The organism is uncultured Tenacibaculum sp., from assembly GCF_947495995.1.
Lineage (GTDB): Bacteria > Bacteroidota > Bacteroidia > Flavobacteriales > Flavobacteriaceae > Polaribacter.
Window position 1 is genome coordinate 825,110 of sequence record NZ_CANMAX010000002.1, and the last position, 21,755, is coordinate 846,864.

Annotated in this window: 20 protein-coding genes; 16 read left to right on the forward strand and 4 right to left on the reverse strand. The window is 29.9% G+C overall.

The features are described 5' to 3' along the window. Positions 1-6: 6 nt before the first annotated feature. The gene (gene pepE / locus Q1A15_RS08990) at positions 7-720 is read right to left on the reverse strand and encodes a dipeptidase PepE (RefSeq protein ID WP_299622042.1); all 714 of its coding nucleotides are present in this window, start codon (positions 718-720) and stop codon (positions 7-9) included. A gap of 68 nt (positions 721-788) precedes the next feature. On the opposite strand from pepE, the gene Q1A15_RS08995 reads away from it, so the two are divergent. From Q1A15_RS08995 to thrC, 13 genes are all read left to right on the forward strand, one after another. Beyond that, complete coding sequence (locus tag Q1A15_RS08995; RefSeq protein ID WP_299622046.1) at positions 789-1,847, forward strand: hypothetical protein; 1,059 nt, start codon at positions 789-791, stop codon at positions 1,845-1,847. Between the two features lie 129 nt (positions 1,848-1,976). Beyond that, positions 1,977-2,780 (forward strand): hypothetical protein, encoded by an 804-nt coding sequence (locus tag Q1A15_RS09000; protein ID WP_299622049.1) that lies wholly within the window; start codon positions 1,977-1,979, stop codon positions 2,778-2,780. 87 nt (positions 2,781-2,867) lie between these two features. Continuing rightward, positions 2,868-3,632, forward strand: coding sequence for a hypothetical protein (locus Q1A15_RS09005; protein ID WP_299622054.1), 765 nt, complete (start codon positions 2,868-2,870; stop codon positions 3,630-3,632). A 3-nt stretch (positions 3,633-3,635) separates the two neighbouring features. Further along, complete coding sequence (locus Q1A15_RS09010) at positions 3,636-4,436, forward strand: hypothetical protein (protein ID WP_299622059.1); 801 nt, start codon at positions 3,636-3,638, stop codon at positions 4,434-4,436. Between the two features lie 85 nt (positions 4,437-4,521). Continuing rightward, a complete protein-coding gene (locus Q1A15_RS09015; RefSeq protein ID WP_299622062.1) occupies positions 4,522-5,313 on the forward strand; it encodes a hypothetical protein in 792 nt (263 codons plus the stop codon). 57 nt (positions 5,314-5,370) lie between these two features. Beyond that, positions 5,371-5,862: a DUF6702 family protein gene (locus tag Q1A15_RS09020; RefSeq protein WP_299622065.1), complete on the forward strand. Its 492-nt coding sequence runs from the start codon at positions 5,371-5,373 to the stop codon at positions 5,860-5,862. Between the two features lie 58 nt (positions 5,863-5,920). Continuing rightward, positions 5,921-8,059 (forward strand): M1 family metallopeptidase, encoded by a 2,139-nt coding sequence (locus Q1A15_RS09025; protein WP_299622068.1) that lies wholly within the window; start codon positions 5,921-5,923, stop codon positions 8,057-8,059. A 130-nt stretch (positions 8,060-8,189) separates the two neighbouring features. Continuing rightward, the gene (locus Q1A15_RS09030) at positions 8,190-10,433 is read left to right on the forward strand and encodes a M1 family aminopeptidase (RefSeq protein WP_299622071.1); all 2,244 of its coding nucleotides are present in this window, start codon (positions 8,190-8,192) and stop codon (positions 10,431-10,433) included. A 74-nt stretch (positions 10,434-10,507) separates the two neighbouring features. Then, positions 10,508-11,074: a Crp/Fnr family transcriptional regulator gene (locus Q1A15_RS09035; protein ID WP_299622074.1), complete on the forward strand. Its 567-nt coding sequence runs from the start codon at positions 10,508-10,510 to the stop codon at positions 11,072-11,074. 58 nt (positions 11,075-11,132) lie between these two features. After that, positions 11,133-12,143, forward strand: coding sequence for an NAD-dependent epimerase/dehydratase family protein (locus Q1A15_RS09040; RefSeq protein ID WP_299622077.1), 1,011 nt, complete (start codon positions 11,133-11,135; stop codon positions 12,141-12,143). A 401-nt stretch (positions 12,144-12,544) separates the two neighbouring features. Beyond that, positions 12,545-14,986: a bifunctional aspartate kinase/homoserine dehydrogenase I gene (gene thrA / locus Q1A15_RS09045; RefSeq protein ID WP_299622080.1), complete on the forward strand. Its 2,442-nt coding sequence runs from the start codon at positions 12,545-12,547 to the stop codon at positions 14,984-14,986. 17 nt (positions 14,987-15,003) lie between these two features. Then, positions 15,004-15,933: a homoserine kinase gene (locus tag Q1A15_RS09050; protein WP_299622083.1), complete on the forward strand. Its 930-nt coding sequence runs from the start codon at positions 15,004-15,006 to the stop codon at positions 15,931-15,933. A gap of 2 nt (positions 15,934-15,935) precedes the next feature. Further along, positions 15,936-17,219 carry a threonine synthase gene (thrC, locus tag Q1A15_RS09055; RefSeq protein ID WP_299622086.1) on the forward strand — a complete coding sequence of 428 codons (1,284 nt, stop codon included), beginning with the start codon at positions 15,936-15,938 and terminating at the stop codon, positions 17,217-17,219. 138 nt (positions 17,220-17,357) lie between these two features. Here thrC and Q1A15_RS09060 read toward each other — a convergent pair whose 3' ends face one another. The 3 genes from Q1A15_RS09060 to Q1A15_RS09070 form a co-directional block, all read right to left on the reverse strand. Next, a complete protein-coding gene (locus Q1A15_RS09060) occupies positions 17,358-18,533 on the reverse strand; it encodes a GlmU family protein (protein WP_299622090.1) in 1,176 nt (391 codons plus the stop codon). Between the two features lie 89 nt (positions 18,534-18,622). Further along, the gene (locus tag Q1A15_RS09065) at positions 18,623-19,369 is read right to left on the reverse strand and encodes a T9SS type A sorting domain-containing protein (protein ID WP_299622093.1); all 747 of its coding nucleotides are present in this window, start codon (positions 19,367-19,369) and stop codon (positions 18,623-18,625) included. 3 nt (positions 19,370-19,372) lie between these two features. Further along, the gene (locus Q1A15_RS09070; RefSeq protein ID WP_299622096.1) at positions 19,373-19,906 is read right to left on the reverse strand and encodes an ankyrin repeat domain-containing protein; all 534 of its coding nucleotides are present in this window, start codon (positions 19,904-19,906) and stop codon (positions 19,373-19,375) included. Between the two features lie 212 nt (positions 19,907-20,118). Between Q1A15_RS09070 and Q1A15_RS09075 the strand changes: the two genes are divergently transcribed. From Q1A15_RS09075 to Q1A15_RS09085, 3 genes are read left to right on the forward strand one after another with little or no spacing between them, the layout of a single operon-like run. After that, positions 20,119-20,505 (forward strand): 6-phosphogluconate dehydrogenase, encoded by a 387-nt coding sequence (locus tag Q1A15_RS09075; RefSeq protein WP_299622099.1) that lies wholly within the window; start codon positions 20,119-20,121, stop codon positions 20,503-20,505. Continuing rightward, complete coding sequence (locus tag Q1A15_RS09080) at positions 20,498-21,046, forward strand: acyl-CoA thioesterase (protein ID WP_299622102.1); 549 nt, start codon at positions 20,498-20,500, stop codon at positions 21,044-21,046. The genes Q1A15_RS09075 and Q1A15_RS09080 overlap by 8 nt, the downstream gene beginning before the upstream one ends. Continuing rightward, entirely contained in the window at positions 21,047-21,742 is a 696-nt protein-coding gene (locus Q1A15_RS09085; RefSeq protein ID WP_299622105.1) for a cyclase family protein, read from the forward strand. Positions 21,743-21,755: the final 13 nt, after the last annotated feature.

Below are 21,755 nucleotides of genomic sequence, written 5' to 3' on the forward strand. Positions count from 1 at the left end.
CGATTTTTAAATCAATGTTTCCTGTTTAATTACAGTATCTGTCTCTAATTCTATAGCTGCTGCATCTTTTCTAAATAAACGAGCAGAATGTTCTCCTTTTAATAAAATTTGATTGTCAGTTACTTGTAACCAACTTCCTTCACGTAAACCTAAAACAGGTGTTTCATTAAAAACATGATATTCTTTAATTCTTGTTTCTCTAGTTTCTCCCATATGTTTAGATGTTGGATCTGGATCTAAATAATGTGCATTAATATTAAAAGGAATTAATCCCATAGTATCAAAACTTGGTGGATATACAATCGGCATATCATTAGTATTCATCATGGTTATTCCACAAATATTACTTCCTGCACTAGTACCTAAATAAGGTGTTCCGTTTTCAATAGCTTCTTTAAGCGGATTAATTACTTTATTCTTATACAATTGATTTACCAATTCAAAAGTATTTCCTCCTCCAGTAAAGATTCCTTCAGCATTTTTCACTGCATCTACAGGATTATCAAACTCATGTATTCCTTTTACAGTTATTCCTATTTTTTCAAAAGCTTCTCTAGCTTTGGCTGTATAAACATCATAAGAAATTCCGCTTGGACGCGCGTAAGGAATAAATACAATTGTATTTACATTTTTGAAAAAAGTTGATAATTCTGGTAAAATATATTCTAAGTATCCGCTGCCATGAACGGTTGATGTACTTGCTATAATTAGATTTTTCAATTTTATTGTATTTGATTGCAAACAAAAATATTAAAAAACCTATATTCGCGCCACTTTAAAATTTTAATATGAAAAAACTATTATTTACAATTGCTACAATTTCAGTACTTTTTATTTCTTGTACAAACAATGACGAAGAAAACATTACAAATACTGCTGAAGAAAATAGTATAGCTGGAAAATGGAGCTTAATAGATTTTAAATCTGAAGGAACTACAACTAACACTGCGAATGGGTTTAGTGCCTCTACAAATTTTTCTGCTATTGGAAAGGATTATAATTTCACTTTTGATTTCCAAAATAACCCTAATGAAGTTGAAGCTTCAGGTTCGTACACTTCAGTAATAACACAAGATTTAGCAGGACAAAGTATTACACAAGAAATTCCTACAAACTCGGTTGAAGGATTAAACTCAGGAACTTGGAGTGTTGTTAATGGAAAACTAAGAATTGTTTCAGAAAACACAAATCAAGAAACTGTAGTCACAGAAGGTGAAATAATTTCATTAGAAGATCAAATAATGAAATTAAAATTTGTTGTTGATGAAAGGATTGAACAAACAATTCAAGGAATACAAAGCGTTATTGAAGTTAAAACTGATGTTTATTTAACATTAGAACAGACGGAATCTTATTCTGATAATGATTCAGATAATTCTCAAAATTATACTGAAGAAGATTTAATTGGTAAATGGGAATTAATCTCTTTTGCAAGTACTGGTAAAACTACGACAGTTACTCAAAACCAAACTACTGAAGTAGAATATACATCATCTGGTAGAGATTACAATTTTGAAATTGAGTTTAAAACTAACCCTCAAGAACTTGATTCATCAGGTGAGTATACAGAAGTTAAAGTAAGTACTACCGTAGGTGTTAATAACAGTGAAGAAACTGATACTTATACAATACATGGTGGTGACACATTAAGTTGGTCTTTACAAGGTAATACTATTGTGGTTAATGATACTACTCCAAATCAAAACACAGAATCTGACATTTTAAAAATATTGAACTTATCTGATGATGAATTAAAATTAGAAGTAAATATAGATTTCAGTTATGATGATGGTATTTCAAGTGATACTACAAAGGAAAAACGTATTTTAACCTTCAGAAAAAAATAAAATTAACTATACGATTAATTTTTTGACAAAAAACTCGCTTTAGGCGAGTTTTTTTATTTAACAAATATTTACACACTCATTAAAACTTTTTAAGAAGTATAGTCTTTACTTTGTAAATCAATTGATTCTATGCAAAAACTATTACTATATCTTATTTTATCATGCTCACTTCTATCCAATTCACAAAATAAAAGGATAGAAATTACGGGGACGCTTTCAGATAAACTTGGAAAAGTAGTAGACGCACACGTAATTAATATCACTTCAAAACAAGGAACTTTTACTAATATTAATGGAGAATATACCATTCCAGCTAAACTAGGCGATGAAATCAAAATTACTTCTATTCAACATCACGATTTAAATGTTGTTGTTGCTGGTATAAGTATTAAAACTAAAAAACTTGACTTGGTACTAAACTTAAAAGAATATGTTTTAGAAGAAGTCGAAGTAAAAAAAACATATTTAAGTGGTAATCTTGGAACAGATTCAAAGGAAATTAAAAAGAGTGATAAACAAGCTGTGATGGAAAATCTAGGTTTTAATCCGTATCCCAAAAGATTAACTAAAATTGAAAGAGAAATTAAAACAGCATATGCTGGAGGAATTCAATATGGTTTGGGTGTTGTAGCTTCTTTAGATTACATTATAAACTCTGCTTCTGGAAGAATTGATAGATTAGAAAAACAAAAAGAACTTTTAGATAATGATAGCAAGTTAAAACAACTAAAAGTTACATATAAAGACTACATTGTAAATGAGTTGAAAGTGGATTCTACTAAAATTTCTCGATTTTTATACTTTGCTCATTTTGATGACAACTTTACTGAGGCTTATAAAAAAGGAAACTTAGAACTGATTCAGTTTCTAAAAAATCAAGCACAATTATTTAACATCATACAAAAAGAGAATAAGTCTAAAATAACGGATTAATCAACTATTACTATTTAACATATATTTACAGAGTCGTTAAAACTTTTTAAGAAGTTTAGTTGTTTTATTTGCATATCAACTAATTATATGCAAAAACTATTACTTTATCTCACTTTACTATCTTCTCTGTTATCATATTCTCAAAACAAAAGAATAGAGATTTCTGGTACACTTTCCGATAAACTCGGAAAAGTTGTAGATGCTCACGTGATTAATATCACATCAAAACAAGGAACTTTTACTAATATTAACGGAAACTATACGATTCCAGCTAAACTGGGTGATGAAATTAAAATTACTTCGATTCAGCATAATGATTTAAATGTTGTTGTAGCAGGCATAAATATTAAAACCAAAAAACTTGACTTAGAATTAAATCTCAAAGAATATATTTTAGAAGAAGTTGAAGTAAAAAAGACGTATTTAACAGGTAATCTTGGATCAGATGCTAAAGAAGTTAAAAAAAGTGATAAACAAACTGTAATGGAAAATCTGGGCTTTAATCCTTTTCCAAAAAAACTTTCACAAATAGATCGTGAAATATACACTGCTTCTACTAGTGGAGGATTAATTCCTTTAGACTTGATTATAAATACACTTTCTGGTAGGTTAAAATTACTAAAGAAAAAAAGAGAACTACTTGAAAATGAAAAAAGAATGATCGCTGTAGAAAATAAATACAAACCTATGATTATTAATCAACTTAAAATAGATTCTACTGAAGTTTCTAACTTCTTATATTTCTGTCATTTCGATAAAGACTTTAAAAATGTGTATTACAAAAGTGAGTTTGAAATGATTGAATTTCTTCAAAAACAAGTCAAGCTATTTAAAAAATCTAAAGAAAAATAAATCGTGCAAAAATCAACTACACTACTCCTCCTGCTAATTAGTATATCAGTTCTAAGTCAAGAATCGATTTCTTTAGCTGGTATCTTAAATGATCAGACAGACTTTGTTAAAAACGCTCATATTTACAATGTAAATTCAGAAAAAGGAACAATATCTAATGACAAAGGTGAATTCAACATTGAAGTTTCCTTAGATGATAAAATTGAAATTACTTCAATCCAACATTATAAAAGAGTGATTTTAATAACTCAAGAAATACTTAATGATAAAAAAATAGAAATCGAAGTTTATCTAAAAAGCTATATGCTTAATGAAGTAGAAATCGACAATGAAAATCTATTTGATAAATTTCAAAAAACAGTTGATCCTAAAATGGAAGATATTGCACTTGTAAAAGCTAAAAGTGCTTTAGATTTTTCTAATGTTAAGATTGAAGCTAATGAAAACTATGAAAAAACTGAAAAAGAACAACAACACACAAAAAATGTTACTGATCCTACAAGAAGTTTCGAAGGCGTAAGTCTTTTTAAATTATTCTCTGCTTTTTCTAGTATTACAAAATCTAATAAACAAAAGAAAGAAATAGCATACAAAGAAAAGTTCCCTACATTGATTAAAGAAGATTTAGGAGAAGACTTTTTTTATAAAAAATTAGGCATACCCAAAGAGAAGTATTATCATTTTCTTTCTTATTGTCAACCGCTAGGTATTGAAGAAATTTATAAAAATGGTGGAAAGCTAGAGGTTATGGATATCTTTATAAAAGAACATAAAAATTACCTTAAACTCATAAATGAAGAATAAATTTCACGAATTTATAACCTAAAAAGAGTAATAATTTTCGTATTTTAATGGTGTTTAATTATTTCAATTTTAAAACAAATTAAGTATGAAAAAAATTACACTACTTTTTATATTACTATCTACTTATTTTCATGCACAAAGAATAGAAATAAATGGTACAATATCAGATAATTTAGGAATTGTAGATAACGCTCACGTGATTAACTTAACTTCTGCAGAAGGTACTTTTTCTGATGCTAAAGGTCACTTTTTAATAAATGCACAATTAGGAGATGTTCTTCAAATTACATCGATACAACATTACGGACAAAAAATGAAGATCTCTTCAATTACAATGGGTCGTAAGAAAATCAATATTCTTTTAGAAATTCAAGAACGTGTTTTAGAGGAAATTATAGTTAAAAGAACTGAGCTTGTACAAAGACTTACAGCAGATGCAAAAAAGACTCCAAAAGATGAAGGTGTTGAAAAATCAAAAAAGGCTACTAAATTCAAAGATGTTAAAGTAACTGATAATATTGTGCTAGCTAGTGCAACGAAAAAAACAGAATCTGAAATGGCTTCAGATCCTATATTAGCTTTTGAAGGTTTAACCTTAGCCAAGTTTTCTTTATTTACTTCTAAAGAAGAAAAAAGATTAGATCAACGTATCAAGCAAGAAATATTTCGCGATCATTTACCACAAAGAATTATGAATATTGTTGGTAAAGAAAATTTTACAGAGGTAATTAATATTCCTGAAGATCAAATTCTCAACTTTATTAATTATAGTATTGACGATGAAATAAAAACCAATGTTCAACGTGAAGAACATTTAAAAGTAATTGAAAACTTAAAAGAGAAAAGTGTTAATTATTTGAAAGAATTAAAAGGATAGGTATTTCTACTTAAAAAAAATCTGTACTTTGGCTCAGCTTTTGCTGATTTACAAGTCATGAAAAAAATTTTAATTCTATTTATTGGGATTTCCTTTTTATCCTTTACTGTTCATAAATATTATATCGCTTTAACAGAAATTGAATACAATTCAGAAAACAAATCTGTTGAAATGATTATGAATGTTTTTGTTGATGATATTGAAAAAGCAATTAACACTGATTTTGGTACAGATCTTCAGTTAAACACTAAACTTGAAGCTAAAGATGCTGACACGCACTTCAAAAATTATTTAAAAGAACATTTTAAGGTTATATTAAATGATAAGCCATATACCTACGATTTTTTAGGAAAAGAATATGATGGTAATATTGTGTATTTCTATTTAGAAATTAAAAATATTTCTTCAGTAAAAAGTATAGCCATAGAAAATGATGTGCTTATTCAACACTTCTCAGATCAACAAAATCTTATAAAAGCTAAAATTAATGGTGCTAGAAAAAGTTTATTTCTCACCAAAAAAAATGATAAAGGTTTGTTAAATTTTTAGCGATCTACTTAGTAAACTTTAACTTTATCACATCACATATTCAAATCACAAATAAAAAATGAAAAAATACTTTTATTCGTTTTTTCTTGTTTCAATGGCTTTTACAATATCTATTCAAAGTCAAAACATTCAAAGAAAAACACAAAAAGGTCATACTAACGAAAATAAATTCAAACAGTTAGAAGATCTTTTAGCTACACCTAATGAAGTACATACAGCTTCTGGTGCTCCAGGAAAAAAATATACGCAACAGCAAGTTGATTATAAAATGGACATCATTTTAGATGATGAAAAGCAAAGAATTACTGGTAGTGAACAAATCGTATATCATAATAACTCTGAAGATGAATTACCTTATTTATGGGTGCAATTAGATCAGAACATGAGAGCAGCTAATTCTAAGACTCCAGATATTATGACGAGTAAAGTTCCCAAAAAAATAAGTAAACGTAATTTTGATCGTTTCTATCCTGAAAAACCTTTTGATGGAGGTTTTAAAATTATGGGAGTAACAAATGTAGACGGTAGTAAATTACCCTATATCATTAATAGAACAATGATGCGTGTTGATTTACCACAATCTTTAGCTGCAGGAGGAACTTTTACTTTCAATATTAAATGGTGGTATAATATCAATAACCACAGAACTCAAGGAGGAAGATCTGGTTATGAACATTTTCCAAAAGACAATAATAACAATTATGTAATTGCTCAGTTTTACCCAAGATTATGTGTTTACGATAATGTAGAAGGATGGCAAAATGATCAATTCTGGGGACGTAGTGAATTTGCTTTAGAATTTGGTGATTTTGATGTAAATATTACTGTACCAGCAGATCATGTTTTAGGAGCAACTGGTGTTTTACAAAACGAAAAAGAAGTTTTAACTAAAAAGCAGCAAGAGCGATTAGCTAAAGCTAGAAAAACTTACGATAATCCTGTTTTAATTGTTACTCAAAAAGAAGCAGAAAAAACAGAAAAAAGTAAATCTAAAAAAACAAAAACTTGGAAATTCTCTGCTAAGAATGTAAGAGATTATGCTTTTGCAACTTCTCGAAAGTTTATTTGGGATGCTATGGCTGTAGATATTAATGGTAAAAACGTTATGGCTTACTCTTTATATTCTAAAGAAGCTAATCCTTTATATGGAGATCATTCTACAAGAGCAGTTGCACAAACGTTAAAAACATATTCTCGTTACACTTTCGATTATCCTTATCATAAAGCGATTTCTGTAGATGGTCAAATGGGAATGGAATATCCACAAATTTGTTTCAATCCAGGTCGTCCAAATCCTGATGGAACGTATTCTGATAGAACTAAATATTTAATGATTAAAGTTACAGTTCACGAAGTTGGACATAACTTCTTCCCTATGATTGTAAATTCTGATGAAAGAAAATGGACTTGGATGGATGAAGGTTTAAACTCTTTCATGGAAATGCAAGCTGAACTAGATTACGATCCGAATTTCCCAATCGTAAGAGGATTACCTAAAAATATTATCAAGTATATGGATGGAGACCAATCTACAATAGCTCCAATAATGTCTAAAGGAGATAATGTATACAGCTTTGGTAACAATGCTTATGGTAAACCTGCAACAGCATTATATATTTTACGTAATACTGTAATGGGACCAGAATTATTCGATTATGCTTTCCAAACATATTCTAAACGTTGGAAATTTAAGCATCCAACTCCTGCTGATTTCTTTAGAAGTATGGAAGATGCTTCTGCAATGGATTTAGATTGGTTCTGGAGAGGATGGTTCTATACAACTGATGTTACTGACATCGGTATTAAAGGTGTAAAGAAATTCTATACTCAAGACGGAAAAGATGACACAATCGATTTTATTGAAGACACTACTAAAGGATTAGGTTTTGGTAAAGGAAAAAATCCTAAATCAAAATATCACTATGAAATAACATACAACAAACCAGGTGGCTTAGTAATGCCTTTAATTGTTGAGTTTACTTATGCAGATGGAACTAAGGAAAGAAAAAAATATCCTGCTCAAATATGGAGATTAAACGATAATGAAATCGTAAAAGTTTTCTCTTCTGATAAAGAGGTTAAAAACATAGAAATTGATCCAGATCTAGAAACAGCAGATGTAGATACTACAAATAATAGATGGCCAAGAAAAAAGGAAACAAAATTCCAGAAATTTAAAAACAAGGTCAAAGGATAAAATAAAAAGCCGATAGCAATGCTATCGGCTTTTTTAATAAAAGTTTGTTAATTTTTATAACAAATTTTATCTAACCAATATAATTTCTTTAATTTCCAAAAATTATTCTAAAATCAACTAATATTTTATAATGAGAAAGTTATCTGCTTTACTACTTGCTGTGATGTTTATCACTTCATCAGTATATGCCCAACAAGGTAAAGATGCTGAGAAAAAGCCTCAAAAAGGTCATGTAGACAATAATAAGTTTCGTCAATTAAAAGATGTTTTAGCTACACCTAATTCGCAAAGAACGGCTTCTGGTGCTCCTGGACATCAATACACGCAACAAAAAGTTGACTATGTAATGAATCTTCGTTTAGATGAAAAAAACAATAAATTATACGGAGACGAGACTATTACTTACAAAAACAATTCTAAAGATAATTTAGAGTACTTATGGTTACAATTAGACCAAAATATGCGTGCTCCTGATTCTAAAACTCCTTTAGCTGAATCTAGAGGTGCTAGTGGATGGCAAACTCCAGAGCAGTTTGTTAGCACTAACATGGGAACAAAAAAAGATTTTGGATTTAAAATTGAAGCTGTAAAGTATGAAGATGGTAGAGATTTATCACATACTATCAATCGTACTATGATGCGAATTAACTTACCTACTCCATTAGCACCAGGTTCTAGTTTTACTTTTAAAGTAAAATGGAATTACTTAATCAATAACTCTGTTACTGATGGTGGTAGATCTGGTTTCGAACAATTTAAAGATGGAAACAAAGCTTATACAATTGCTCAATTCTTCCCAAGATTATGTGTTTACGATAATGTAGAAGGATGGCAAAATATGCAATTCTGGGGTCGTAGTGAATTCGCTTTAGAATTTGGTGACTACGATGTAAAGCTTACTGTTCCTGCTGATCATATCGTAGATGCTACAGGAGATCTTCAAAATGAAAAAGAAGTTCTTACTAAAGAGCAACGTAAAAGATTTGAAAAAGCTAGAAAATCTTTTAAAGATCCTGTATTAATCGTTACTCAAGCAGAAGCTGAAGAAAACGAAAAGAAAGGAACCAATAAAACTAAAACTTGGCATTTTAAAGCTAAAAACGTTCGTGATTACGCATTTGCATCTTCAAGAAAATATATCTGGGATGCTATGGCAGTAAAAATTAACAACAAAACTGTAATGGCTGTTTCTTTATATCCTAAAGAAGGAAATCCATTATGGGAAGAGCATTCTACAAGAGTAGTTGCAAATACTTTAGAAGAATATTCTAAATTAACTTTTGATTATCCTTATTCTAAAGCAATTTCTGTTCATGCTGACAGACAAGGTATGGAGTATCCAATGATCTGTTTCAACTACGGTAGACCAAGACCTGATGGAACATATTCAGAAAGAACTAAAAATGGAATGATTGGTGTAATTACTCACGAGGTAGGACACAACTTCTTCCCTATGATTGTTAACTCTGATGAGCGTCAGTGGACTTGGATGGATGAAGGAATTAACTCTTTTGTTGAAATTTTAGCTGAGTTAGATTACGATCCAAACTTTAATACTAACAATTTACCAAAAGATATTGTTCGTTACATGAGTTACGATCAAGAAAACTTATCTCCAATTATGTCTCAAGGAGATTACGTTAAAAACTTCGGACCAAACGCATATACAAAACCAGCAGCTGGATTATATATGTTAAGACAAACTATTATGGGACCTGAGTTATTTGACTTTGCATTTAGAACTTATTCTCAACGTTGGATGTTTAAACACCCAACTCCTGCAGATTTCTTTAGAACAATGGAAGATGCTTCTGGTATGGATTTAGACTGGTTCTGGAGAGGTTGGTTCTACACTACAGATTACTGTGACATAGGAATTAAAGAAGTAAAGCCTTTATTCGTTACTGATAAGCAAAGTAATCGTGTAAAAGAATTAATTAAAACAAACCCAAGAGCAAAAGCTTATTTTGAGTCACTTGGAAAACTTGTTTACTTAACTGATAAGAAAGAAGATGCTAACGCTGCTGATGTAACTGCATATGTAAATAGTTTACCAGCTGATAAGAAAGCTAAATTAAAAGAGCTTCCTAACTATGTTTATCAAGTTGAATTTGAAAAGCCAGGAGGACTAGTTATGCCAATTATTGTTGAATTAACTTATGCTGATGGTACTAAAAAACGTGAGCAATTTCCTGCACAGATTTGGAGAAGAAATGACAACAAAGTATACAGAGTATTTACTTCAAGTAAAGAAATTAAAAGTATTGTTGTAGATCCAGATTTAGAAACTGCTGATGTTGATACTTCAAATAACAGCTGGCCTAAGAAAAAAGATAGTAAGTTTAATCAGTTTAAGAATAAAGCTAAAAACTAATCTTACTTTAAAATATCAAAAAACCGCAATTAAAAATTGCGGTTTTTTTAGTAGTAATTAATTTAAATCTATAAATGATACAGCTAATAAAAGCTATAAATAGTTTTGCAAAATTAAGTAATTATGAAACACAAACTATTGAAAAAAGTTTCATTTATGAAAAATTTAATAAACGTGATTTTATTTTAACTGCTCAACAACGAGTAAATTATATTTATTTTTTACAATCTGGACTTGTAAAAGGCTTTACCAATGATGATGGAAAAGTAATTGTAAAACATCTTATAGAGCCGTTTCATTTTTTTACAGATTTTGATAACTTCATAATTAATGAAATTTCTTCCGAAAGTTATCAAGCCATAACAGACATTGAAGTTTATAAAATAAATCAAGAAGCATTTTACAATCTTCAAAAAGAATCTAACTCTTTTCAAATTGCTATCAATAAAATTTTGCAGGCTTCATTATCTTGTAAAATGGAACGTTTAAACGATTTTCAAACTTTAAATGCCAAACAACGATACTTAAAACTATTAAAGAACTCCCCTATTCTCCTACAAGAAGTTCCTGTAGTTGATTTATCTTCATACTTAGGCATAGAGCCTTCTTCATTAAGCAGGATTAGAAAACAAGCTTTCTAACATTTGTCATTTTTTTCGAGAAATTAAAACTTCAATTTTGATTAAAAGTTTTAATAATATGAAAGAAATCTCTTTAGTTACTGGTGCTAATGGTCATTTAGGCTATAACTTATGTAAACTATTAATTGATAAAGGTGAACATGTAATAGCAACCTATCGTAATCCTAAAAACAAACAAATTCTCATTGAATTAGGTTGTGAAACAATGCAGCTAGATATTACTGATAAAAGCTCAATGCTTACAGCTTTTAAAAAAGTTCATAATATTTACGCTGTCGCTGCTTCATTTAAAATGTGGTCCAAGAATCCTAAAAAGGATATTTACGAAAATAATGTTGAAGGTACTAGAAAACTCTTTGAAGCCGCCAATGAAACTGAGATCAAAAATATAGTTTATGTAAGTTCTGTAGCAGCTCTAAACTTTAACAAACTTCCTGCTAAAGAAATAAATGGCTATAATTTGGATAGAAGAAACTGGTATTACAATTCTAAAAACGATTCTGATAAATTAGCTTTACAACTAGGGAAAAAATACAATATAAGAACTGTTCTAATTCTTCCTGCTGCAATGATTGGGAATAAAGCACATCATTTAAGTTATTCTAATCGTTTGGTAAAACAAATTTTAAATGGTGAAATGGTTGCCGATACCAATATCACACTAAATTGGATAGATGTTAAAGACGTAGCTAAAGGTGCTTATGCTGCAATGAAAAAAGGAAAAGATGGTGAACGTTATATTTTAGCAAATGAGAAACATACTTCTATACAAGAAAGTGTTAGTATTGCAGCCAATGAGTTTCCAGAATTAAACTTAAAAACTCCTCCAAAAATTCCTAAAGTACTTTTATACATTATTGCTTTCTTCATGAAAATTGGTAGCTCTGTAACAGGAAAAGAACCTTTATTACAAAAAGAATATATTGATATGTTCTATGGATTGAAACAAGATTATGATATTTCTAAAGCGAAACAAGAATTAAATTTTAATCCGAAATCAAGTAAAAAAGCATTAATTGAAGCGCTTCATTACATCAAAAATGAATGGAATTTCAAAAAAAGTGAGTAAAAAATCATTTTTATCATATCTAAAATTTACTCAAATCTAAAACGATATAGAATTACAAATTTCATAACTAAAAACAATATAATTTAACACATCAATACTTTTAAGGTGTTCAGATTTTAAAATTAACAAGAAATCTATCTATGTTTTGCAGTCATAAAATTGACTGCATTTTTTTATTTAAAAATTAATAGTACATTTATCCCAGTGAAAGCAAATATTTTACATATCACCTCAATTAAAAACGTAACTTCTACGTTCACTTTCACTTACACAATTATTTCTACAACAATTACAACCCTTTAGGGGTTGCTTTTCTACATATAATTCTCGTATACCGTCTTTTTTAAAAAAGACAACAAGTTAAATCATAACAATATTAACTCTACCTTAATTTATAAAAAATGAAAGTCCTAAAATTCGGAGGTTCATCAGTAAAAGATTTTCAAAACATTACTAAAGTTTTGAATATAATTGAAGAAAAATCTAAAGAAGATCAATTAGCAGTCGTGGTTTCTGCCTTTGGAAAAACTACAGACAAGTTGTTAAAAAGCGCTCAGTTAGCTGAAAGTAAAGATGAAAATTATTTACAGTTACTACACGAAGTAGAACAACATCATTTCGAAACCATTGAACAATTAATTACATCTAATTCTAATGATGTAATTCAGCAAACAAATGAATTGTTTCATCAACTTAAAACACTTTATAAAGGTTGTTATTTATTAGAAGAATTATCACCTAAGGCTAAAGCAATTATCAGTAGTTTTGGCGAACGTTTATCTTCTTACATTATCTCTGAAGCTGCTAAAGAACGTTTTAATGCAACTTTTAAAGACAGTCAAGAATTAATTATAACAGATAATAATTACTTAAAAGCTCAAGTTGATTTTGAAACGACATTTAGTAATTGTTCAGCTTTCTTCAATGAAACTTCTTATCAAGTAGTTGTTTTACCTGGTTTTATTGCTAGATGTTATGACGGGCAAACTACCACTTTAGGACGTGGTGGTTCAGATTATACAGCTTCAATATATGCAGCTGCAGTTCATGCTGAAGAATTACAAATATGGACAGATGTTAGTGGTATGTATACTGCTAATCCGGCAATAGTAAAACAAGCTAAACCTATCAAGCATATTTCGTATCAAGAAGCAATGGAAATGTCTCATTTCGGAGCAAAAGTTATTTACCCTCCTACAATTCAACCTGTAAGAGAAATGAGAATTCCTTTAGTAATTAAAAACACAAATGCTCCAAAAGATGAAGGAACTTTTATCACGCTAAATACTGATACTTCATCTTCCGTTAAGGGAATTAGCTATATAGAAAATATTGCTTTACTTACTATTGAAGGAAGTGGTATGGTGGGACTTTCAGGAGTTTCTAAACGTTTATTTGAAGCACTTTCTGATGACAATATCAATGTTATTTTAATTACTCAAGCTTCTTCTGAACACACGATTTGTGTTGGCGTACTTGAAGAAGATGCAGAAAAAGCTGTAGAAAGCATTAGCAAGAAATTTGAAGTAGAAATTCTACAGAAAAAAATTGATCCGGTTTTCATTGAAAAGGAGTTAAGTATTCTTGCTCTTGTGGGTGATAACATGAAAAATCATCAAGGATTAAGTGGAAAAATGTTCAGCGCATTAGGGAAGAATAATGTAAATATTAGAGCAATTGCTCAAGGAGCCTCAGAAAAAAATATTTCAGCAGTTATTAAAAGATCTAATGCTAAAAAAGCCCTTAATACGTTGCATGAACAATTCTTTGGAGACAATGTTAAGCAACTGAACCTTTTTGTTACTGGTGTTGGAAATGTTGGTAATCGCTTCTTAGCTCAATTACTTCAACAACAAGATTATCTTCAATCTCAATTAAAATTGAATATTAGAGTCGTTGGAATTTCGAATTCTAAAAAAATGTATTTCGATGAACAAGGAATAGATTTACAAAACTGGAAAGATTTGCTAGTTAATGAAGGAGAAATAACTGGATTAGATCTTTTCTTAGAAAAAGCCAAAGATTTAAACTTAAGAAATAGCGTTTTTGTTGATAATACAGCAAACGAAGCTGTTTCGAAAATGTATCAACATTATTTAGAAAGCAATATTGCGGTAGTCACTTGTAATAAAATTGCATGTGCTTCTGAGTTTGACAATTATAAGACACTAAAAAAAGTATCTAAAAAATATAACGCTCCATTCCTATTTGAAACGAATGTTGGTGCAGGTTTACCTATTATTGATACTCTAAAAAATTTAATTGCTTCTGGTGATCGTGTTCATAAAATTCAAGCTGTACTTTCTGGAAGTCTAAACTTTGTGTTCAATAATTTCAATAGCTCAAATACATTTCATGATATTGTAGCACAAGCACAAAAAGAAGGATACACTGAACCAGATCCTAAAATTGATTTAAGCGGTGTTGATGTGGCTAGAAAAATTCTAATTTTAGCAAGAGAAAGTGGTTTTGAACTTGAACTATCTGATATCAAAAATCAATCTTTCTTACCTGAAGAAAGCTTAAATACCACTAACAATGAAGATTTTTATAAAAGTTTAGTAAAATATGAAAGTCAATTTCAAGACATTTACAGTAAAGCGAATTCAGAAAACTGTAAGTTAAAATATGTTGCAGAATTTGTAGATGGTAAAGCTAAAGTTGGTTTACAACATATTCCCCAAGAACATCCATTTTATAATTTAGAAGGAAGCGACAATATTGTTTTATTCTTTACAGATCGTTATCCAGTTCAACCATTACAAATAAAAGGTGCTGGTGCTGGTGCAGATGTAACTGCTTCTGGTATTTTTGCTGATGTAATTAGAATTGCGAATAATTAAAGTTTGAAAGTAGTATAATGAATCAAATTAAAATATTTTCTCCAGCCACTGTGGCTAATGTTTCTTGTGGTTTCGATTGTTTAGGTTTTGCTGTTAACGATATTGGAGACACCATGACATTCACCAAAACAAAAGACAAAGGAGTAAAAATCATTGATATTTCAGGAGCTGATTTACCATATGAAAACGATAAAAATGCTGCTAGTGCTGTTGCTTTAGCTATGCTAGAGCAGCATCCTGTGAATTTCGGATTAGAAATAAAAATACATAAAGGTTTTACTCCAGGAAGTGGTTTAGGTAGTAGCGCTGCTAGTGCTGCAGGTGCTGCGTTTGCTGTTAATGAATTGCTAGGTCAACCATTCTCTCAGTTAGAATTAACCAAGTTTGCAATGATTGGCGAGCAAGTTGCTTGTGGTTCACCGATAGCAGACAATGTTGCTGCTGCAATTCATGGTGGATTTATTTTAGTACAACAATACAGTCCGTTACACATCATTAAAATCCCTGTTCCACAAGAATTAATGCTCGTGGCAATTCATCCACAGGTTCAAGTAAAAACAAAAGATGCTCGTGATGTTTTACCAAAAGATATTCCTTTAGAAGACGCAGTAACTCAATGGGCAAATGTAGGTGGACTAATTAGCGGATTATATACCAATGATTATAACGTTATTGCAAGTTCTTTACAAGATATTATAGTTGAACCTGCTCGAAAACATTTAATACCTCATTTTGATGCTGTAAAACAAACTGCTATCGATAGCGGAGCCTTAAGTGCTGGTATTTCTGGATCTGGACCTACAATTTTTGCACTTTGTAAAGGAGAGGAAAATGCTAAAAACGTACATAAGAACATTGATGATTTATACCAAAATAAAGGAATAGATTATACGATGATTTTATCAAAAATAAACACTAAAGGTGTAACTATATTAGAATCGAATTAACCATGAAATACCATAGTTTAAATAATAATAGTGAAGCTGTTTCTTTTAGAGAGGCTGTTGTAAAAGGATTAGCACCTGATAGAGGTTTATACTTTCCTGAAAATATCACTCCACTTTCAAAAGAGTTCATTGAAAACTTAGATCAATATTCTAATGAAGAAATTGCCTTCGAAGCAATTAAACAATTTGTTAGTGACGAAATACCTTCTAATACACTACGACAAATAGTTTCTGAAACCATTAATTTTGATTTTCCTGTTGTTACTTTACAAGAAAATATAGGAACTTTAGAATTATTTCACGGTCCTACTCTAGCTTTTAAGGATGTTGGAGCTAGATTTATGGCTAGATGTTTAGGGTATTTTAATGCTAAAAACACAGAAAAAGTTATAGTGTTAGTTGCTACATCTGGAGATACTGGTGGTGCCGTAGCTAATGGATTTTTAGGAGTAGATGGTGTAGATGTAGTAATACTTTACCCAAGTGGAAAAGTAAGTGAAATTCAAGAAAAACAATTAACTACATTAGGGCAAAATATTACAGCTTTAGAAGTTAATGGTGTTTTTGATGATTGTCAGGATATGGTAAAATCTGCTTTCTTGGATAATGAAATTTCAAGACAATTAACATCAGCAAATTCTATTAATGTAGCACGTTGGTTACCACAAATGTTCTACTATTTCTTTGCTTATAAACAATTATATAAACAACACTCTAATATTGTTTTTTCTGTACCTAGTGGCAATTTCGGAAATATCTGTGCTGGTATGATGGCGCAAAAATTAGGTTTACCTATCCGTCATTTTATAGCTGCTACAAATGTTAATGATACTGTTCCACAATTTATGAAAGATGGAAAATACAATCCTAAAGCATCGAAACCAACAATTTCAAATGCTATGGATGTTGGTAATCCTAGTAATTTTATTAGAATTCAAAAATTATTTAACCATAGTTTAGAAGACTTACAATCTATTTTCTCTTCATATTCTTTCTCAGATGAATTAACCAAAGACGCAATGCTAAGAATTTATAACAATTCAAATTATATTGCTGATCCTCATGGAGCTGTTGGTTATTTAGGATTAGAGAATTATCAATTAAAAAATGACGAATTTGGTGTGTTTTTAGAAACTGCACATCCTGTTAAGTTTTTAGATGTAGTTGAAAGCACACTCGATAAAAAAATAGAAATTCCAAAAGACATTGAAGAAATTATCACAAAAGAAAAAAAGTCTATTGCAATTTCTACCTACGAAGATTTAAAATCATTTTTAAATAACTAAATCACTCTGTACTGAAAGTACAGAGGTTTATTATACTGGGGACTAAAAGTCCCCCTTAGTTGAGACCAATAATTAATACAAAAACTCAGAAATAATTTTCTGAGCTTTTGTATTATATAGTAACTATGTATTTTATATCTAATAATTCCTGTACTGTTTAGACTCTTCAAAAACAGCAGAAAGAATCTTTTTTTCAAGTTCATCAAACACTATATTTCTTCTTTTCATTACGACTTCTGCTACTTCACTTACTTTGTTCATTTTATATTCTGTGAATCCAGAAGCTCCACCCCAACTAAATGACGGAACAAAATTTCTTGGAAAACCACTTCCAAAAATATTTGCTGAAACTCCAACAACTGTTCCGGTATTAAACATTGTATTAATTCCACATTTGGAATGATCTCCCATAATTAAACCACAAAATTGTAATCCAGTTTTTGCAAATCTTCCAGTCTCGTAACTCCACAAACGAACTTCAGCATAATTATTTTTTAAATTAGAATTATTCGTATCTGCTCCTAAATTACACCATTCTCCTAATACAGAATTTCCTAAGAAACCATCGTGTCCTTTGTTAGAATATCCAAATAAAACTGAATTATTCACTTCTCCACCAACTTTACAATACGGACCTAAAGTTGTTGCTCCGTATATTTTGGCCCCTAATTTTAACACTGAATTTTCACACATTGCTAATGCACCACGTACAACCACACCTTCCATAATTTCTGCATTCTTCCCAATGTAAATCGGTCCAGTTGTAGCATTTAAAGTTGCAAAAGTTAATTTAGCTCCTTCTTCTATGAAAATATTTTCTCTTCCAACGCACTGAACTGTTTCAGGGATTGGTTGAGATTTTCTTCCTTCAGTTAATAAGTCATAATCTTGTCGTATAGCTTTATCATTGTTTGAAAAAATATCCCAAGTATTATTAATTTGAATAATATCTTCTTCAAACTCTATATGATTATAATTCTCAAAATCAATTTCTTCTTGATCATCTGAACTAAAAAAAGCTATAACATCTTCTCCTTTAAAAATGGCTTCATTTTTCTTCAAATTTTCAACCATGTTAACCAATTCAGGAGTAGGTAAAAAAGAAGCATTCAACATTATATTTTCTTCCATTTCTACCATTGGATACTTTTCTTCCAAATACTCTTCAGTAATTGTAGTTGTTGTTAATCCTAAGTATTTCTCCCATTTCTCACGAATAGTTAAAATTCCAACTCTAATATCGGCAACGGGACGAGTATATGTAAACGGTAAAAGAGATGTTCTTACATCTCCATCAAATAAAATATAATTCATTTTTATTCTTTTTTGAAGCTTGACAAACTTACAATAAAAAACCGATTGTTAGGAACAATCGGTTTGAATATAAACGTTGAAAAAAATTATTAGTTCTTAATAATTTTTTTCACTCCTAATTTATTTTCTGATCGTATTACTAATGTATATAATCCACTTCCAACAGTGTTAAAATCTAACTCTTTACTTAATTGAGAAACTACTCCTGTTTTAATAACTCTCCCCGATAAATCATAAACATCTACTTTTGCAGTATCTACATCCGAAGGTAGTTGAATGTTCATATTATTAGAAACTGGATTAGGAAATGCTTCAAAAGCTAAGTTTTCAAAATCTTCTTTTCCTAAAGTAAATCCAAGTATTGTAGCTCCTCTATTTATGCTTCCATGGTAAGCATAAGATGTAGAAGCTCCAAATGCCCAAATTATACTAACACTATTTGCTGTATTACTAAATACAAAATCATTAGTATCTCCTGTATTATTATCTCTTGTTGCAGTAATAGTTCTAACTCCTCCAGAAACTGTATTGGAAACTAAAGTCCAATCTTGACTTGAATCTGCTGTTGGTAATGATTGTGATGTTGCTCTTGCATCAACTATAGAAGTTCCATTTGTTCTAAAAACATCTGCTCCATCAAACATAGTAGAACCACCAAATCCAACTGCAAACCATGCATTTGAAGGTCCTGTTAAAACTAAAGTTGTTGTTGTTGGATCTGTTTCTAAATTGATTGTTAAATTATCTTTTAAAACCTGAGTTCCGGTTGAAAAAGTTTGTGCATGTGACAATACACTAGCAATTAATACTGAAAGAAAAAGTAATTTTTTAATCATAATTTAGTTATTAAATAAGGTTAATAGTTTTTTATTATTCTGTAAAACAGCATAATCTTTAGCTGTATTTCCTCTATTATCTTTTAAATCAAATCTTGCATTTGATTTTATTAATTTCTCAGCTATACTACTTTTATTGAAAATTACAGCATAGTGTAATGCTGTGGTTCCGTTTGCATCAGACACATTTACATCTGCATCATGTTCTAATAAATAATTCACCAATTCTTCGTTTGCTTTAACTACAGATGCCATCAATGCTGTACCATAACCATTATTTAGGTTAATCGTATTAGTTCTATCAACAATATATTTTGCAACTTGGTTATTTCCACTGTAACAAGCTAAAATAAGAGGTGTATAACCAGCCAAATTCTTTTGATCTATTAGTTCTGGTTTATCTTCTAAAATTTCTTTTAAATCAGTTAAGCTTCCAGAACGAGCTATTGAGAAAATATCTGTTTTATCTACCTGAGAAAAAGAGGCGAAATTCAAAAAAAGAAGGAAAATAAATTGTATTACAATATAATTTTTCATTGTTTAATATTTGGTCGTTAATAAATATAATTAAATACCTGTGATTAAACTAATTAAAAAACTCATTTTATATAAACTAAATTTACTGAATAAGGAAAAAAAACGTTTAAAAAGGAAAAAATAGCTTTAAAAAAACTGTTAAATATTGATTAATTATACTTTTATTTTGTTCTCAATTCAATTAGGAATATTTTTAATTATAATTTTGTCTTATGAAAAAAATATTGTTTAAAATTCTCTTATCAATTTTTTTAGTTGCCACAGCATATTATTCTTTCATTTATTTTATTCCTTACAGTGAAGGTGTTCGATCTGGAGAATTAATAAAATTCAGTAGAAAAGGGTTAGCAATTAAAACTTGGGAAGGAGAAATTAGTCAGGGTATATCTGGAGCTCAAATTTTTAAGTTTTCGGTAGAAGATAAACATAAAGACGTCATTCAGAAATTAAAAGATTATCAAGGTCGTTATGTAAAATTAACTTACAAAGAACTATTTGGTAAATTCTTTTGGCTTGGTGATACCAAGTATTTTATTTTAGATGTTGAAGAAGAAAACTCACCGCATTTTAGTGGTTTAAGATCAAAAAAGGATGAATAAAATATATAAACACGTAGAAGACACTAAGATCACAATTTCTGAACTCATGCTTCCATCTCACGCTAATTTTAGTGGTAAAATTCATGGAGGTTACATTCTAAATTTAATGGATCAAATTGCTTTTGCATGTGCTTCTAAATATTCAGGTACATATTGTGTTACAGCTTCAGTTGATACCGTTGATTTTCTAAATCCAATAGAAGTTGGTGAACTTGTAACTATGAAAGCTTCCATCAATTATGTTGGAAGGACTTCTATGGTCGTTGGTATTCGTGTAGAATCTCAACACATTCAATCTGGTGAAGTAAAACATTGTAATTCTTCATATTTCACAATGGTCGCAAAGAATGATACAAGTAAAAAAGTTAATGTTCCTGGTTTAATTTTAAATAGCGAACTTGAAATCAGGCGTTTCTTAAAAGCTTTAAAAAGAATTCAAATGAAAAAGAATCGACAAGATGAATTTGATAGTGATGATTTTATACCTGAAAACTATTTAAAGGAACTTAAAAAATATAACGTGAAAATAGAATTAGAATAAATGACAGAAATAATTGATCTCAGTCAAGAGATTTATGAAGGAATGCCCGTTTTTAAAAGTCTTCCACAAGTAAAAATAGAAATTCATAACACACACGAAGAATGGAATGATGAAATCAATCCAACAACAAAAACTCCTGCTGTATACAAACTAGAACTTGGTGAGCATACTGGTACCCATGTAGATGCTATAAATCACATGGCAAAAGAACATGTGGGGAAATCTATAGATACTATGCCTCTTTCTATGTTTTACACAGAGGGAATTTGCTTAGATTTTTCTCATAAAGGCTTTCGTGAGTTAATTACTTCAGAAGATGTAAAAAAAGAGCTAGGAAAAGAAAATTTAACTATTAAAGCTGGAGATACAGTACTTATTTACACAGATCACTATCGAAAAGCTTTTAATACTGAAAATTGGGGAAATGGACCAGGAATTACTGCGGAATGTTGTCGTTGGTTAGGAAATCAAAAAATTGCAGCATTTGGTGTAGAAACAATGTCTCCTGGAGTACCTAAAATTTCTAACAAAGAGGTACATTATATTTGTGGTGAAATGGGATTTACTCATTATGAAAATATGATAAACCTTTATCAATTAATCGGTAGAGGAAGATTTCGCTTTATTGCACTTCCTTTAAAAATAAGAGGAGGAACTGGCTCGCCTGTTAGAGCTGTTGCCATTTTCAATGAATAAAAAAAGTCAAAGC

What these genes read in the sequence shown, in the direction of transcription:
- Q1A15_RS08995 (WP_299622046.1), top strand. Translation starts at nt 789, where the DNA reads ATGAAAAAACTATTATTTACAATTGCTACAATTTCAGTACTTTTTATT.
- Q1A15_RS09000 (WP_299622049.1), top strand. Translation starts at nt 1,977, where the DNA reads ATGCAAAAACTATTACTATATCTTATTTTATCATGCTCACTTCTATCC.
- Q1A15_RS09005 (WP_299622054.1), top strand. Translation starts at nt 2,868, where the DNA reads ATGCAAAAACTATTACTTTATCTCACTTTACTATCTTCTCTGTTATCA.
- Q1A15_RS09015 (WP_299622062.1), top strand. Translation starts at nt 4,522, where the DNA reads ATGAAAAAAATTACACTACTTTTTATATTACTATCTACTTATTTTCAT.
- Q1A15_RS09020 (WP_299622065.1), top strand. Translation starts at nt 5,371, where the DNA reads ATGAAAAAAATTTTAATTCTATTTATTGGGATTTCCTTTTTATCCTTT.
- Q1A15_RS09025 (WP_299622068.1), top strand. Translation starts at nt 5,921, where the DNA reads ATGAAAAAATACTTTTATTCGTTTTTTCTTGTTTCAATGGCTTTTACA.
- Q1A15_RS09030 (WP_299622071.1), top strand. Translation starts at nt 8,190, where the DNA reads ATGAGAAAGTTATCTGCTTTACTACTTGCTGTGATGTTTATCACTTCA.
- Q1A15_RS09035 (WP_299622074.1), top strand. Translation starts at nt 10,508, where the DNA reads ATGATACAGCTAATAAAAGCTATAAATAGTTTTGCAAAATTAAGTAAT.
- Q1A15_RS09040 (WP_299622077.1), top strand. Translation starts at nt 11,133, where the DNA reads ATGAAAGAAATCTCTTTAGTTACTGGTGCTAATGGTCATTTAGGCTAT.
- thrA (WP_299622080.1), top strand. Translation starts at nt 12,545, where the DNA reads ATGAAAGTCCTAAAATTCGGAGGTTCATCAGTAAAAGATTTTCAAAAC.
- Q1A15_RS09050 (WP_299622083.1), top strand. Translation starts at nt 15,004, where the DNA reads ATGAATCAAATTAAAATATTTTCTCCAGCCACTGTGGCTAATGTTTCT.
- thrC (WP_299622086.1), top strand. Translation starts at nt 15,936, where the DNA reads ATGAAATACCATAGTTTAAATAATAATAGTGAAGCTGTTTCTTTTAGA.
- Q1A15_RS09060 (WP_299622090.1), bottom strand. Translation starts at nt 18,533, where the DNA reads ATGAATTATATTTTATTTGATGGAGATGTAAGAACATCTCTTTTACCG.
- Q1A15_RS09065 (WP_299622093.1), bottom strand. Translation starts at nt 19,369, where the DNA reads ATGATTAAAAAATTACTTTTTCTTTCAGTATTAATTGCTAGTGTATTG.
- Q1A15_RS09070 (WP_299622096.1), bottom strand. Translation starts at nt 19,906, where the DNA reads ATGAAAAATTATATTGTAATACAATTTATTTTCCTTCTTTTTTTGAAT.
- Q1A15_RS09075 (WP_299622099.1), top strand. Translation starts at nt 20,119, where the DNA reads ATGAAAAAAATATTGTTTAAAATTCTCTTATCAATTTTTTTAGTTGCC.
- Q1A15_RS09080 (WP_299622102.1), top strand. Translation starts at nt 20,498, where the DNA reads ATGAATAAAATATATAAACACGTAGAAGACACTAAGATCACAATTTCT.
- Q1A15_RS09085 (WP_299622105.1), top strand. Translation starts at nt 21,047, where the DNA reads ATGACAGAAATAATTGATCTCAGTCAAGAGATTTATGAAGGAATGCCC.